The 15,946-nt window shown below is 43.5% G+C and carries 15 protein-coding genes; 4 read left to right on the forward strand and 11 right to left on the reverse strand.

Features of this window, described 5'->3' with window-relative positions; translation table 11 throughout:
• Positions 1-147 precede the first annotated feature (147 nt).
• The 7 genes from AAEU32_RS12890 to AAEU32_RS12920 form a co-directional block, all read right to left on the reverse strand.
• Positions 148-2,004, reverse strand: coding sequence for a monovalent cation:proton antiporter-2 (CPA2) family protein (locus tag AAEU32_RS12890; protein WP_421970942.1), 1,857 nt, complete (start codon positions 2,002-2,004; stop codon positions 148-150).
• Between the two features lie 192 nt (positions 2,005-2,196).
• Positions 2,197-2,589, reverse strand: a complete 393-nt coding sequence (locus tag AAEU32_RS12895) for an MAPEG family protein (protein ID WP_421970943.1) — start codon at positions 2,587-2,589, stop codon at positions 2,197-2,199.
• Between the two features lie 114 nt (positions 2,590-2,703).
• Entirely contained in the window at positions 2,704-3,417 is a 714-nt protein-coding gene (locus AAEU32_RS12900) for an SIMPL domain-containing protein (protein WP_421970944.1), read from the reverse strand.
• A gap of 116 nt (positions 3,418-3,533) precedes the next feature.
• Positions 3,534-5,090: a SulP family inorganic anion transporter gene (locus AAEU32_RS12905; protein WP_421970945.1), complete on the reverse strand. Its 1,557-nt coding sequence runs from the start codon at positions 5,088-5,090 to the stop codon at positions 3,534-3,536.
• A 141-nt stretch (positions 5,091-5,231) separates the two neighbouring features.
• On the reverse strand, positions 5,232-5,690 hold the full coding sequence (locus AAEU32_RS12910; RefSeq protein WP_105254155.1) for an Lrp/AsnC family transcriptional regulator: 459 nt from the start codon (positions 5,688-5,690) through the stop codon (positions 5,232-5,234).
• Between the two features lie 69 nt (positions 5,691-5,759).
• Positions 5,760-6,401: an MBL fold metallo-hydrolase gene (locus tag AAEU32_RS12915; RefSeq protein ID WP_421970970.1), complete on the reverse strand. Its 642-nt coding sequence runs from the start codon at positions 6,399-6,401 to the stop codon at positions 5,760-5,762.
• A gap of 8 nt (positions 6,402-6,409) precedes the next feature.
• Positions 6,410-8,179 (reverse strand): M14 family metallopeptidase, encoded by a 1,770-nt coding sequence (locus tag AAEU32_RS12920; protein WP_421970946.1) that lies wholly within the window; start codon positions 8,177-8,179, stop codon positions 6,410-6,412.
• 120 nt (positions 8,180-8,299) lie between these two features.
• Here AAEU32_RS12920 and AAEU32_RS12925 point away from each other — a divergent pair, with 120 nt between their 5' ends.
• Positions 8,300-9,127 (forward strand): SDR family oxidoreductase, encoded by an 828-nt coding sequence (locus AAEU32_RS12925; RefSeq protein WP_421970947.1) that lies wholly within the window; start codon positions 8,300-8,302, stop codon positions 9,125-9,127.
• 67 nt (positions 9,128-9,194) lie between these two features.
• On the opposite strand, the gene rplT is transcribed toward AAEU32_RS12925, so the two are convergent.
• The 4 genes from rplT to thrS form a co-directional block, all read right to left on the reverse strand.
• Positions 9,195-9,554 (reverse strand): 50S ribosomal protein L20, encoded by a 360-nt coding sequence (gene rplT, locus AAEU32_RS12930; RefSeq protein WP_421970948.1) that lies wholly within the window; start codon positions 9,552-9,554, stop codon positions 9,195-9,197.
• A gap of 15 nt (positions 9,555-9,569) precedes the next feature.
• Positions 9,570-9,770 (reverse strand): 50S ribosomal protein L35, encoded by a 201-nt coding sequence (gene rpmI / locus AAEU32_RS12935; protein WP_022944197.1) that lies wholly within the window; start codon positions 9,768-9,770, stop codon positions 9,570-9,572.
• Between the two features lie 208 nt (positions 9,771-9,978).
• Positions 9,979-10,539 (reverse strand): translation initiation factor IF-3, encoded by a 561-nt coding sequence (gene infC, locus AAEU32_RS12940; RefSeq protein WP_421970971.1) that lies wholly within the window; start codon positions 10,537-10,539, stop codon positions 9,979-9,981.
• A 63-nt stretch (positions 10,540-10,602) separates the two neighbouring features.
• Positions 10,603-12,513, reverse strand: a complete 1,911-nt coding sequence (thrS, locus tag AAEU32_RS12945; RefSeq protein ID WP_421970949.1) for a threonine--tRNA ligase — start codon at positions 12,511-12,513, stop codon at positions 10,603-10,605.
• Positions 12,514-12,855: 342 nt separating this feature from the next.
• Between thrS and AAEU32_RS12950 the strand changes: the two genes are divergently transcribed.
• The 3 genes from AAEU32_RS12950 to AAEU32_RS12960 all read left to right on the forward strand — a co-directional run bounded on the left by AAEU32_RS12950 (position 12,856) and on the right by AAEU32_RS12960 (position 15,844).
• Positions 12,856-13,296, forward strand: a complete 441-nt coding sequence (locus tag AAEU32_RS12950) for a DUF3010 family protein (RefSeq protein ID WP_421970950.1) — start codon at positions 12,856-12,858, stop codon at positions 13,294-13,296.
• 67 nt (positions 13,297-13,363) lie between these two features.
• Positions 13,364-13,903, forward strand: a complete 540-nt coding sequence (locus AAEU32_RS12955; protein ID WP_421970951.1) for a manganese efflux pump MntP — start codon at positions 13,364-13,366, stop codon at positions 13,901-13,903.
• Positions 13,904-13,999: 96 nt separating this feature from the next.
• Entirely contained in the window at positions 14,000-15,844 is a 1,845-nt protein-coding gene (locus AAEU32_RS12960; RefSeq protein WP_421970952.1) for an ABC transporter ATP-binding protein, read from the forward strand.
• Positions 15,845-15,946 lie beyond the last annotated feature (102 nt).

The raw sequence follows: 15,946 nt of genomic DNA on the forward strand, positions 1-15,946 counted from the left end.
GTAACTTGTTGTTTTATAGTTCTCAGTATTATGGGTTCCCTTAGGAATCACCAATGAATCATTTACAGCGGCCTATTTCCGTTAAATGAACTGAAATTTTGTAATTGGAACGCTATGTGACTCAATATGCTGCTGCGCTACGTTCGCTTATTTTGGACGATTTAAGATGTCCGCCACATTATCTTTTAACTTGGGTGCAAATTGTTCCATATAGTCTTTAACTAATTTGACATATTCGTCGTTATCTTCAAATGGCGTATTCGGGTCATATGCTTGTGCGGCTTCAATCATCATGGCTCTGTCGTAGCTATTGAACAAGGCCACAATTTTTTCAGCATTATCTTTGCTGATACCTAGTGCTTCGTACGCAGCTTTGCCCATTCGCAAAGAACTGTCATACGTTTCACGAATAATATCGCGACAACCTAGTGACCATAAATCATAAACATGGTGTCTATCGACTCCACGCGCAATAACATGAACATGCGGATATGTGTGAATGATATATTTTGTCAGTGTGGATATTTGTTCTTTGTCATCAAGCGCAATAATAAACAATTTGGCCTTTGCAATACCTGCAGAACTTAGCAATTCGGGTCGTGTTGCATCACCAAAAAAATAACGTACGCCAAGGCGTTCCATAATCGCTAGCCGTCTAAAGTCATGGTCGATGACGGTGGCATTGAAGCCTCCTATTTTTAGTATTCTATCTACTAGACCGCCCACACGCCCTGAACCTGCAATGATGATATGACTTTCATCGGGAAACTGTTCATCGCGGGGTTTAGTCTCAACCTCATATCGCGGCGCGATAATGTGCTGGTACACAAGAAACAACAAGGGAGACACCATCATAGACAAGGTCACGACCAGTAGCAGTTGGTCTGCAATTGCCTGGTTCATTACATGATTGGCAACGGCAAATGATAACAAAACGAAGCCAAATTCACCTGCCTGAGCGAGACTCAATGCCAACAACCATAATGCTTCACCTTTAATGCGCAACGTTCGTCCTAGGACAAGTAACACCCCTATTTTCAAAATGATTAATCCTAGAGTCGATAGCAAAATGACAATGGTATTCTCTGTCAAAAGAGTGAAATTCATACTTGCGCCAACAGTAATGAAAAACAAACCCAGTAATAAGCCTTTAAATGGTTCGATATTGCTTTCTAATTCATGCTTGTAGGGAGAGTTTGCAAGTACAACACCCGCAATAAAGGTTCCAAGGGCTGGCGACAAGCCAACTAGCATCATCATCAGGGCTATGCCAATAACCATGAACAACGCAGTCGCTGTAAATAATTCCCTTAGGCGAGAATGGGCAATGAATCTAAAAACGGGGCCGGTTAAATAAATCCCCCCTACTATTACCCCAATAACTACAGCGAAGCGAACAAGTGCGCTTTGCCAAGCCGACAAGCCAGTTAGTAATAGTAATTGGCTACTGTGATCAGCCGCAGCATCTGTGGCGACATCAACAAAAAACTCAGGTGCAGCAAGCACAGGTAAAAACGCGAGTATCGGAATGACGGCAATATCTTGAGTCAGCAATACTGAAAAGGATGCACTTCCACCAGGAGTTTTTAATAGCCCTTTTTCTGACAACGTCTGCAAAACGATAGCTGTTGATGATAGCGTTAAGATAAGTCCGATACTAAGACTTAATTGCCAACTATACCCAAAAGCCATCGCACTGAGCATAATGACAAAGCTTGTTATAAATACCTGACCGCCCCCCAACCCGAGAAGTTCTCGGCGCATTGACCATAGCTTTTTGGGTTCAAGTTCTAAACCTACAAGAAATAACATCATCACTACGCCAAATTCAGCAACATGCTGAATTGAAGTGACATTAACTGAAAACATGGCAAGTACGGGGGCAATGATTATTCCAGCAATCAAATAACCAAGCACTGATCCTAGTCCCAATCTTGTGGCAATGGGTACAGCGACGAGTGACGATAGTAAAAATACACAGGCAACAAGCAGCGTTTCAGTCATGGTTGTTCCTAATTTGTTATGTTTGTATGCAAATTATCAAAGTCTGATCAAAATGCAACGCCAGTAATAAAGGTTACTGTATGCGCTCGATAAGAGAAGATGTAAATATGTGGCAAGAATAACTGAGCATTACCTACCTATTCTAAACTATAGAAAAGGTAGGCAGAAAAGCGTTTGAAGTAACAAAAAGAATTAGACGTAGATGCCAATCGTCGCATCTAACAACAGTAAAACTGCGCTAATTAATATCACGCTTAGCGTTAGCATCATACTAAAAACACGAAGCTTTATTTTTTCATTAAGTTGTGAAATGTTACTTGCGTGCAACAGTCGTCCTAGCACTAAAATAGCCCCTAGAATATAGCTGTAGTGGCTAGCAAGGCCTTGATATTCATTTAAAAAAAGTAATATTAGCGCAAAGGGAACATATTCAATGAAATTACTATGTGCACGAATTGCACGTTCTAACAGTTCACTTTGCCCTGCCCCAATTGATTGGCGCTCTTTGGTGCGCACCTTTACAACATAGATGCTGAGCTGCAAATAGATTAACGCCAATATGGCGGCAAATATTGATACGATCACGGTACTCTCCTGATTTAGCCATCAGGTAGCACGTTACAATGTATTGATTTAAAAGAAAAGTGCCGATGAACTACAAACTACTCTAAACATCGGCACCGGAGAGGTCGGTACGGATTAGTTTTCTAATAGATAAACTGCATTTACTGAAGCGGTAATTTTGATGTCACCTACGTTGTAGGCATCAGCTACAGTGGCCACGTCGGCTTCTGCCGCCATGACACGCATTCTTGGACTTGGGTAAGGCGTTGGCCTTTGGTGTTCAATTGCATTTATGCTGTATACCTTACCAAGTTTAGCACCGAATCCTTGTGTATACGTAAGTGCATTCGCTTTTGCATCCTTGAACGCTTTTATTCTCGCTTGGGCGTAGAGTTCGTCATAGTTACTAACACCAAACACAGATTGCCCCACATTGTTTGCTCCTTGCGCTACAAGTGTCTGTAAAACATAAGGGTATTTGTCTATGTCTCGCAAAATCACGTTGATGGTACGGCTTACCTCGTAGCCATCGAATTCATTGCGCTGGGTGTCACGGTTGTACCGTTGCTTGCTATGAATATTTAGCTGGCTAGCATGAATGTCTTGCCCATCCACCCCCTGCTCTTTGAGTGTTTTTATCATTTGCATGAGTTTGCTGTCTGCTGCTTTTTTTACAGCTATAACATCCATGCCATGTTCATTAACTGAGACATTCAATGTCACTTTATCAGGCGTCGCTAACACCTCACCAACACCATTGACTTGAATGTGCGCAGCGTCAGGCAGTGATTGGGCAAGTGTGGTTATTGATATAAAAGGAGCGAAAGCAAGGAAGAGCAATTTATTCATAACAGTATCCATTGTAAATTTAGCTACCAAAAGTCTAGTTCGTGTGCCGTTAATTGCACCTGAATAAAAAAGCCGACTAAATAGTCGGCTTTTAAAATGAGATGTACGTCTTTAACTTAACCTAGTTCATCAGATGCAACGCGGTATTTAGGATCTTCAATCACGTTAATTTCAACTAAGTCGCGCGCTTTGTGTAAAAGCTGCTTGCAGTCTGCGCTTACGTGGCGTAAATGCAATGTTTTGCCGGCTTTATTATATTTATCAGCAAGCGTATCGATAGCCTCAATAGCACTGTGATCAGCAACACGGCTATGCTTGAATTCAACAATAACGTCTTTGGGGTCGTTTTTAACGTCAAACAAGTCTAGGAAGTTTTTCACCGAGCCAAAGAACAGCGGGCCGTGCAACTCGTATACCTTAGAGCCTTGCTCATCGATATAACTGTCCGTATAAATGTGCTTAGCATGCTGCCATGCGAACACCAACGCCGAGACGATAATACCCACGCACACAGCAATAGCCAGATCTGTTGCTACCGTAACCGCACTTACAAGGAAAATAACAAAGGCATCAGACTTTGGTACTTTTCGCATAATGCGGAAACTAGACCACTCAAAAGTACCAATAACGACCATGAACATCACACCAACCAATGCGGCAAGTGGGATCATTTCAATGTAGCTCGCAGCAAATAAAATAAATACTAATAGTAGTAATGCCGCGGTGATACCTGATAAGCGACTACGACCACCAGAATTAATATTGATCATTGATTGACCAATCATCGCACAACCACCCATTGCTCCAAAGAAACCACAGGTAACATTTGCCGCGCCCTGACCTACACACTCTTTGTTACTGTTACCACGAGTATCGGTAATTTCGTCAATCAAAGTCAGTGTTAGTAACGATTCAATCAAACCAATCGCAGCCAAAATGACAGCGTAAGGTAGAATAATTTTGAATGTTTCTAGGTTGAACGGTACCTGAGGTATGTGGAATTCAGGGAATCCTCCGGCAATCGTTGCAGCACTATCGCCAGTCATATCCTTTACAAAATCAATTACTGTGCGTGCTTCTAAATCCAAACCTAAAACAAGCCCTGTCACAACGACAATCGCAGCGAGGCTTGATGGAATTGCGGTTGTCAGCTTAGGCAAGAAATGAATAATGGCCATGGTCAATAGAACCAAGCCTAACATGATGTACATCATCTCACCTTGCATCCAGTGCATCTGGCCATCATCGCCAAGTACTTTAAACTGACCAAGTTGCGCGAGGAAAATCACGATTGCTAAGCCATTTACGAAGCCTAGCATTACCGGGTGAGGCACCATTCGAATAAACTTACCGAGCTTAAATACCCCAGCGAGAATCTGTAATACCCCCATCAATAAGACGGTCGCGAACAGGTACTCAACACCGTGGGTGATCACCAGTGAAGTCATAACGACTGCCAGCGCACCGGTTGCACCAGAGATCATGCCAGGGCGACCGCCAATCAATGAAGTGATCAGGCCAACAATAAATGCAGCGTATAAACCAACAAGAGGATCAACTTGCGCTACAAACGCAAAAGCAACGGCTTCTGGTACCAAGGCTAAGGCAACAGTAAGACCAGATAAAATATCGTTTTTAGCAGAGCTTGGGGCTTTGCTTAGTAAGTTAAACATTCATTCCTCGTTTACGATAAGAATTGAAACTAGCGACGAAAGGGCTGCAAAGTCTAGCAAAATAGCGGTTAATTAACAATTAAGTATACAAAAACGCCCACTGAAGGTGGGCGTTAAATTCAACAATTTAATTCACACTGTTCAAAGCGGTAAAGAGGTCGAGCGCTTCACACAGGTCATTGTTACGTTAGAGTGTACCTCTTGCACATAAGGCAAGCTTAATAAATTATCTCGAACGAATAATTCATACCCTTCTATACCTTTTGAGATAATTCTGAGCATAAAGTCCATAGTCCCAGCCATGGTGTAACATTCAGTGACTTCGTCATAGCTCATAATCAGTTCTTCGAATTGCGCTAATTGGTCACGGCCGTGATTTGATAACCTAACGTGGGCATACACCAGCATATCAAAACCGAGTTTTTTCTCATCAAGCAAAGCGACTTTGCCTTTGATATAACCCTCTTGCTCTAAGCGCGCGATACGACGCCAGCAAGGTGATTGAGATAAACCTACCTGATCGGCAATTTCAGCCGTTGATAAGCTTGCATCTTGTTGGAGTAATGCCAATATTTGGCGATCTACTTGATTCAATGACATTGTTTTTTCTTTTTATTACGTTAATTAGGAGAAATTATACACAAGGTATTCAATTTCGTCTTGTTAATTTTAGCCAAATTTACCACTAACAAATGGATTTGTCTGACGTTCATGGCCAACGGTCGTGTCTTCTCCATGCCCACTAAGAATAGAGTAATCATCGGCTAAGGATAGGACTTCACGGTGTATTGACGCAATCAACGTCGGGCCATCGCCTTTTGGAAAGTCTGTTCGGCCAATCGAACCTTTGAATATCACATCACCAACGAGCACAATTTTGTTTTGGTGCTCAACTAAGATCACATGACCTGGCGTATGACCCGGGCACAAACGGACTTCAAAGTTTAATTCACCCAAAGTCAATACCTCGCCTGGCGTTAACCATCGAGTTGGCAAAAAGGCAGGCCTGGGGGCAAAGCCAAACATCTGTGCTTGTTGTGGCAGTGCATCAAACCAGAATTGTTCATCTGCATGAGGACCAATAATGTCAATGTTAAACTCACGTGCCAATTCGTCCGCCGCGCCAACATGATCTAGATGGCCATGGGTTAACCAAATTGTACTCGGGGTAATGTTTAGCCGGTTGAGCTTGGCGATAAGCTTATGTGTATCACCTCCAGGGTCAACAATTGCAGCGTCGTTGGTCTTTTCGCACACAACAATGCGGCAATTTTGCATAAAAGGCGTTACGGGTACGGTGTGTATTTGTATCGTCATATCTAGTACTGCATTAAAATGGGATAACGAAGGTATTGCTGGTCATAATACGGGCTTTGCGCGTAAAGCCAAGCCCTTCGGGCATCAGCGTCATTTGCAAAATTTTCATCTTCTAGTTTCTGTGTGTACTGCGCTTTCAACGCTGGGTTTTCATCTAACAATTGCTGTGCGTATGGCGCTAACGCGTAATTTTCTACATATTCGGTGCGCTGAAACACGCTGTGCAAGAATCCCCATTGGAACAATGAATCGGGCGCTTGTGGGTGGAGCATGTGCGTGGCAAGTAAGCCAAGCGGTTGCGCAGTGGATACTCTAATCCAATTACTATCAATCGTTGTATCAACTGGCTCATAGTGCATTGTTGGAGTAACACGAAAACGCCCCTCAAATGGTGTACTGGCAAACTCGTGATCGATTATATCGCCGCGTACCAACTTCATTGTTTGGGTGTTTTCAACAGTTTCAACGTTAATTCCCTGTAGCTGCAGCGTTGTAATGATCTGCTCATAACTGGTTGGAATATAAAACGCTTTTGGTACGGTTACTTTTGTTTTTACGTCTTTTTTCCAGTAAATAGGCAAACGGTCATAGTGTTTTGCCTTTCCTAGATATCGTACTTCTTTGGCACCCGTTGCGTCACTTTGGTAGTGCTCGTACTCAATACCTTTGAATTGCACGAAGTCCGGCTCTTTGGCGTAACTAAAATCAACGACAAGTTCTTTGTGTGGCGCGTTCATTGATTGCGCGATTGCCTGTTGTAGTTCAGCACTATGTTGTGCAAGGGCATCAATCGCACCATCAAGCAAAACATAGGTTCCTAGTACCCGCTGTTTATAAGGCTTTAATGAATGGTTTTCGACCAAAATAGTCGGAAGATGTCGAAGCTCTCCCCAGCCATTTGAATATCTAGGTCCAGCAACCCACCCTGCGAGTCCTTTTGAAAACTCCATTTTGTCCATGACAAACACAAGAGGCCCAGGTACGTGACCAAATTGCTCTAGTTTGTTATCAATCACTGGAGATATATACGTGTCTAACGCGTTGGTAACGTGTGGTGTTGTACTTACAAAGCTTGGGTTGTAGCCATAGGTAATATCATATTGATAATCCGCACCGTCTGTTACATGAACATCAATATACAAATCTGGCGCATATTCATTGACCACTTGCGCTATCGCTCTTACCCCTGGCGTATCCAATTTAGTGTAATCACGATTAAGATTTAAATTCTGGCCATTGGTCCTAAAACCCATTTCTCGAGGGCCTCGCTGGTTTATGCGGTTGTAGGCACTGCGGCGCTCGTGGCCATCAACATTTAAAATCGGAATAAACAAAATATTTACGCGTTTTAAAATGTCGGGACGTTTGCCGTTGGCAATATCCCTAAGCAGCATAAACCCCGCGTCTTTACCATCTATTTCGCCACTGTGAATTCCTGCTTGGATTAATAACGTGGGCTTGTCTGAGTTGCGAATTTGCTCTGCGCTAGAGGTTACCTCTTGCGCTGCAATGAGCATGTTGATGTCACGCCCTGCGTCACTTGTGCCAATGCGAGTTATGACAAACTGCTCAGGATTCGCCTTTTGCAGTTTGCTTAGGTAGGTCATCGTACTGTGGTAATTTGGCGAGTCAAAGCCAGCCGACAATTCGAAGTCGGTAACTAAGGGACCGCCCGTTTGCATGAGTGCTTCACTTGTGCCTTGCCATGGAATAAGTGGTGGTAGATGCGCGTCATTAGCCAATGCGGCAGCGAGTAATACTGTGGTCAACATATTATTGTTCTTATCCGTGCTCTTGTATCTTGCAGTATAACAATCTTACATAAACGCTGGCGAGTGCTGCGATGAAATGTTAGGTTTCTGACAGACAAGCATAAAACCCCACTTTGGACTATGAAAACAATTTTAATTACTGGATGCTCAAGTGGCATAGGTTATTACTGTGCAAAGCAGTTACAAAAACGTGGATACGATGTAATCGCCAGTTGTCGGCGTATAGAAGATGTGAAAAAGCTCAACGCCAAAGGGATCACCTGCGTACATTTAGATTACGCAGACACAGAATCTATCGAGCAAGGTCTAGAGGACGCGCTTGCCTACAGTGGTGGCAAAATAGATGCGTTATTTAATAACGGTGCATATGGTCAGCCCGGTGCTGTGGAGGACCTTCCTGTTGAAGCACTGCGCAGGCAATTTGAGACCAATGTGTTCGGTTGGCATCATCTTACTCAGTTAGTGTGTAAGAAAATGCGCAAACAGGGCCATGGTCGTATAATTCAAAATTCTTCGGTGTTAGGCTTGGTCACTTTGCCATATCGCGGCGCTTACAATGCCAGCAAATTCGCTCTTGAAGGCCTTACAGACACCTTGCGCCTAGAACTACAAGGCAGTGGTGTGCATGTATCCTTGATAGAGCCAGGTCCTATTACGTCAAAGTTCAGAGACAACGCCTTACACGCATTTTTAACCTCAGGTATTGATATAGACCACAGTGTTCATAGAGACAATTACTTAGCACAACAGCGACGTTTACAATCATCCACAGCTCCTCAGCCATTTACCCTTGGTCCTGAGGCAGTGTATAAACGTTTAGTTCATGCGCTTGAATCTCAACATCCTCAAGCCCGCTATTACGTGACTAAGCCAACGTATATATTTGGCTTCTTAAAACGCATTTTACCTACCAGTTGGATGGATTGGGTGCTGGTCAAATCACGTTAGGGTTTGCCAAAATATAGGCAATAAAAAAGGAGCCAATAGGCTCCTTTCTTCTGCTAACACAGGTAGATTAAGCTGAAAGACCTTCTTTCGCTTTAGCTACTAATGCTGCGAATGCAACTTGGTCATAAACAGCGATGTCTGCAAGGATCTTACGATCGATCTCTACAGAAGTCTTCTTAAGACCGTTGATGAAACGGCTGTAAGACAAACCATTTTGACGAGCTGCTGCGTTGATACGTGCAATCCATAGTTGACGGAAAGTACGTTTCTTCGCACGACGGTCACGGTAAGCGTATTGACCCGCTTTAGTAACCGCTTGGAAAGCTACGCGGTAAACACGTGAACGTGCACCGTAGTAACCTTTAGCTTGCTTTAAAACTTTCTTGTGACGTGCGCGCGCGATAGTACCGCGTTTTACTCTTGCCATTATTCTATACCCCTATTAAGCGAATGGTAACATACGAGAAACTAAGCCGTGGTCGTTCTTGTGAACCATTAGCTTAGGACGTAGGTGAAGCTTACGCTTAGAGGTTTTCTTAGTCAGAATGTGACGAAGGTGCGCTTGTTTACGCTTGAAACCGCCAGAAGCAGTTTTCTTGAAGCGCTTTGCAGCGCCACGGTGTGTTTTTAGCTTATAAGCCATTGCAATAACTCCAATATGATATTGCTTAAATTTAGCAAGCAGGCGTTCAATTTACATTGACACTTTATTGGCCTAACTTACTCCCAAAACCGGTGAAGGGACCAAAAAGTCCCTTACTTTCAACCGGATAGATACAGGTGCTCATTAAAAAACAGTTGCTTTTCAATCAGCTTGTAAACCTGCACTAAATCTTAAGGCGCGCAGTATACTATTTTTTAGCCACTGGCGCTAGCATCATGATCATTTGGCGACCTTCGACTTTCTTAGGGAAAGACTCTACTACTGCCAAATCTTCTAAATCCGTTTTTACGCGCTCTAGAAGTTCAATACCGATTTCTTGGTGTGCCATTTCACGGCCGCGGAAACGAATAGTTACTTTCGCTTTGTCGCCCGCTTCTAAGAACTTACGAAGGCTACGCAATTTAACTTGGTAATCACCAATGTCAGTACCCGGACGGAATTTGATTTCCTTAATCTGGATTTGCTTTTGCTTTTTCTTCTGTTCTTTTTGTGCCTTGCTCTTTTCGAAAATGAACTTACCGTAGTCCATAACCTTACAAACAGGTGGCTCAGCATTAGGGCTGATCTCAACGAGATCGACACCAGCTTCTTCCGCCAATGACAACGCTTCACTCAAAGACACAATGCCTGCTTGCTCACCGTCAAAGCCAATTAGTCGAACTTCTTTTGCCGTGATGTCTTCGTTAATACGATTTTTTTGAGTCGTTTGTTGACCCTTTTTTCCGCCTCTAATGGTACGTTCCTCCAAGAATATTAAAAACAAAAAAGGGTGTAACCGTCAGTTCTTGGCACACCCTTTTTCCATCACAGATTAAATTCTATTTTTAATCTCATCTGCGATCTTTGTTATAAAGTCATCGACTTTAAATTTGCCCAGGTCTTCACCTGTACGTGTCCTTACCGCGACTTCTTGTTGTTCAACTTCTTTGTCGCCAACAACTAATAAGTAAGGAATACGTTTTAAAGTATGTTCGCGAATTTTAAAGCCAATTTTCTCATTTCTCAAGTCGGCAGCTACACGAATACCCAGTTTATTTAATTTTTGTACAACTTCTTGCACATAAGCAGACTGTTTATCCGTAATATTCATGATCACAACTTGCTTTGGTGCAAGCCAAGTCGGGAACAAACCTGCATACTCTTCAGTAAGAATACCGATAAAACGTTCAATTGAGCCTAAAATCGCACGGTGAATCATCACCGGTGTACGGCGTTCGTTGTCTTCTGCAACATAAGTCGCGCCGAGGCGACCCGGTAACATAAAGTCCAACTGCACTGTACCACACTGCCATGCACGTTCTAGGCAGTCGTATAACGTAAATTCAATTTTAGGACCGTAGAAAGCGCCCTCGCCCGGCAAGTATTCAAACTCTATGCCTTTATCGTTCAGTGCTTGAGCAAGTGCTTTTTCAGCCTTATCCCATAATTCATCTTCACCGATACGCTTCTCAGGGCGTGTAGATAACTTTACAACAATCTTTTCAAAGCCGAATGTTGAATACGTATCATACACCATATTAATGCAAGACGTTACTTCATCGAGAATTTGCTCTTCCGTACAGAAGATGTGAGCATCGTCCTGAGTGAATCCACGTACACGCATCAAACCATGTAATGCGCCAGATGGTTCATTACGGTGACAACAACCGAACTCGGCCATACGCAGTGGTAAATCGCGGTAAGATTTCAAACCTTGGTTAAAGATTTGAACATGGCCTGGACAGTTCATAGGTTTGATTGCGTATTCACGCTTTTCAGACTCTGTTGTAAACATGGCATCGCCGTATTTGTCCCAGTGGCCTGATTTTTCCCACAATCCACGGTCCATCATTAGCGGGCCTTTCACTTCTTCGTAATCATACTCGCGTAATTTTTCACGAACAAAATCTTCGAGTTCGCGATAGATGCTCCAACCGTCATTATGCCAAAACACCATGCCAGGCGCTTCTTCTTGCCAATGCCACAAATCCAGCGCTTTACCGATTTTACGGTGATCGCGTTTCTCTGCTTCTTCTAAACGTTGCAAGTAGCCTTTAAGTTGTTTCTTATCACCCCACGCAGTACCGTAAATACGCTGAAGCATTTTGTTTTCAGAGTTTCCACGCCAGTATGCACCTGCCACTTTCATTAGTTTAAAATGCTGACAGAAAGACATGTTAGGAACGTGAGGACCACGACACATGTCTACGTACTCTTCGTGATGATACAAGCCTGGACGGTCATCCTTAGAAATGTTTTCGTCAAGAATTTCCATTTTGTAGGTTTCGCCACGAGACTCAAATGTGTCGCGTGCTTCTTGCCAACTTACAACCTTTTTAACAACGTCGTACTTAGTTTTTGCAAGCTCCAACATGCGTTTTTCAAGCGCTTCAAGATCTTCTTGAGTGAGCGAATGCTCCATATCGACATCGTAATAGAAGCCATTGTCGATAGTCGGGCCGATTGCCATTTTTGCATCAGGATAAAGTTGCTTAATAGCATGACCAATAAGGTGCGCACATGAGTGACGAATAATTTCTAAACCGTCTTCATCTTTGGCAGTGATAATTTCTAGACGCGCATCTTCGGTGATCAAATCACATGCATCAACACGCTCGCCATTCACGCGACCAGCGATGGTTGCTTTAGCAAGACCAGGGCCGATGTCGTTGGCGACATCCATAGTAGAAACAGGGTTATCAAATATACGCTGACTGCCGTCAGGAAGAGTAATTACAGGCATGTTTAATCCTTTTACAGTGGTGACACCTACGCCGCGCCACATGTAGTTAGTTATGTTTAATTCGTTTTATCTAGAACAACGCTTTTACCAACAAGCATTGCGATGATACTGCAGCGCCCTACATCAGACGCAAGGGCGTATTCTCGCGTGCTAACGGAACAAATTCAAGGCCATAGAAGTTTTTTTTCTGCCATATCCCCTGGCCTACCTAAAATCGCGCTGCGACGCCAGACCTAGCTGCATAAAATCCTCAGTAACTTATGCAAAAACACACAGCAAAGATAAACACCCCCCAATTATCTCTGATATAATGAAGCCCATTGAATTCAAAGGCGATATAACATGAATACCTGTGGTGTTGAAATTAAAGGCAGTGAAGTACTGCTGTGTTTACTATCTAGAGATAACGACGTGTTTGACATCCGCGACGTGCGACAAACACGATTTGTACTTGGCAACTCAGATGACACTGAGCAAATGCAAAAGTTTTACCGCGATTTTAAAAAACTTATGGAAGATTACGGTGTTGATTCAATTGCAATTAAAGGTCGTCCACAAAAAGGTAAATTCGCTGGCGGCGCTGTAGGGTTCAAAATGGAAGCCGCGTTGCAACTTATAAGCGACTTAGACGTGCGTATACTCAATGCAACGACCATTAAAGAGCAATTAAAACGCAACCCAATTCCTGTGGAATTTGAAGAAACGGGCCTTAAGAAATTCCAAGAGCAAGCTTTCATTTCTGCTTACGTTTACATCATGCAGCGTACCTACGCAAAAGATTAAAAGCGCAGTAACGGCCGCATTATCCAAATGCGGCCATAGTTAACCGTCATTATTACCTATTGATTACATGATTGAAGTTCTCATATTAGCCATTGCATTGAGTATGGATGCGTTCGCCGTATCCATTGGCTTAGGGTCAAAGCATGCCACCGCAACAAGACCATTAGCGATAAAAGCAGCCGTCTATTTTGGTATTTTTCAAGGGGTCATGCCACTTATCGGTTATCTTGGTGGCAAAGGCGTTTTAGGTTGGATTGAGGATTATGCTCATTGGATAGCCTTTGCGCTGTTAATTGCGATTGGCGCTAAGATGCTATTTGAAGCCATGAGCGAGGGCATTGAGGAAGACATTTCACACATCACCCATAAAGTGCTCCTTATCCTCGCAATTGCCACCAGTATTGATGCCATGGCAGCAGGCTTTACCCTCACCCTTGTTGATGTGCCAGCATTGCTAGCGTGTGCCATCATAGCCGTAACAACGATGTTATTTTCAGCCATTGGGGTTTTTGTCGGTGCGCGCAGTGGTACATGGTTAGAGAGCAAAGCGGAGTTCCTCGGCGGCGTCGTACTTATTTTGATTGGCTTTAAAGTATTGCTTTTGTGATGCTTGTCGATAACTGTAAAACGTTATCGACACACTAGGCAGCCTAGTGGATTGTCGTTAAACTGGACGCCATTGTATTTTGCAGTTGTGTTGTCCATGTTCGCATTTTTTGAAAAACTCACTCGTCCTTTTCCTGAGCGTGAAACCAAAGCTCCCCCTTCTGGCTTGTGGGCATTTTGTCGCTATTACACACAAGGAATGGAGTGGCCGTTATTGGTAATGTCAATCAGCGCCGCCCTACTGGCCATTATTGAAGTGTCTCTGTTTAACTTTATGGGGCAGCTTGTTGACTGGCTGAGTAATACCACACCGGATGAGTTATTTGCTCAAGAAACTGAGACATTGTGGCTAATGGGGTTGGTCACACTCGTCGCCTTACCCGCTTTAGTGTTTATACATTCTGCAATATTGCACCAAAGTTTATTGGGAAATTATCCCATGTCGATACGCTGGTTAGCGCATCGCTATTTACTGCGTCAAAGTCTTAGTTTTTATCAAGATGATTTTGCTGGGCGAATCGCAACGAAAGTCATGCAAACTTCTTTAGCGGTAAGAGAAACGGTTATCAAACTTCTTGATGTTGCGGTGTATATCATCGTGTACTTCAGCGCCATGCTGTTCTTTATAGGATCTGCCGATTGGCGTTTGATGATGCCAATGCTAGTTTGGCTAGTGGGGTATATTTGCATCCAACGTTATTTTATTCCCAAGTTACGAGAAGTAGCCGAGGAGCAAGCCGAAGCTCGATCACAAATGACTGGGCGCATCGTAGATAGCTACACCAACATTTCCACCATAAAGTTGTTCTCTCACTCAGCTCAAGAAGAACATTATGCCAAAGAGTCGATGACCTTATTTCTTAACCCTGTATACCGCCAAATGCGTTTGGCTACCGGCTTACAAGTAAGTGTTCAAGTTCTCAACTATACCCTAGTCGCCGCAATTGCTGCGCTCTCAATTTACCTATGGTCGTTTAGTTTAATAAGTGTTGGAGCGATTGCTATCGCCGTGAGTTTAGCTTTACGTCTCAATGGAATGGCACAGTGGATTATGTGGGAAGTCAGTGCATTGTTTGAAAACATTGGCACTGTCGCCGATGGCATGCAAACCCTCACTAAGCCTATTGAAGTAAAAGATAAAAACGATGCCGATGAATTAGCAATACGAAGTGGTGCTATTCATTTTGACAACATTACCTTTAATTATGGCAAGCAGATTAACAGCACTCAGGGCAGTATTCTTAAGTCTTTAAACCTGGCCATTAGTGCGGGTGAAAAGGTCGGTATTGTTGGTCGCTCTGGGGCTGGTAAATCGACGCTGGTGAATCTGCTGTTACGTTTTTATGACTTAGAACAAGGTCAGATACGCATCGACAACCAAGCAATAGACACGGTCACCCAAGAGAGTCTACGCAAGCAAATCGCAATGGTATCGCAGGACACTGCACTACTTCATCGTAGTGTGCGTGAGAATATCGGCTATGGTCTAGCTGATGCAACGGATGAGCAAATTATCCACGCTGCACAACAAGCCAAAGCATGGGATTTCATAAAAGATCTCGAAGATACTCATGGCAATAAGGGGCTCGATGCACAAGTCGGCGAGCGTGGTGTCAAGCTATCTGGTGGCCAGCGTCAACGAATAGCGATTGCGAGGGTACTGTTAAAAGACGCGCCAATACTGGTTTTAGATGAAGCAACATCGGCCCTAGACTCAGAAGTAGAGGCTGCTATACAAGCTTCTTTAGACACGCTCATGCAAGGAAAAACGGTGATTGCCATTGCCCATAGGTTATCTACCATTGCACAAATGGACCGCCTAGTCGTTATGGATAAAGGCCACATTGTTGAGCAAGGTACGCATCAACAATTAATCCAACAAGGAGGAATATACGCGCAGTTGTGGGCTCACCAAACGGGTGGTTTTATCGGCACTGAATGACAATAAAACATGCGTATATACAAAACCATAGGTACAAATTAGACAACTCATACAACGCCGACTAGCTTTATTGGCTCATGTTGCAATATCGCAGCTTGAAAC

The organism is Pseudoalteromonas maris, assembly GCF_049257235.1.
GTDB lineage: Bacteria > Pseudomonadota > Gammaproteobacteria > Enterobacterales > Alteromonadaceae > Pseudoalteromonas.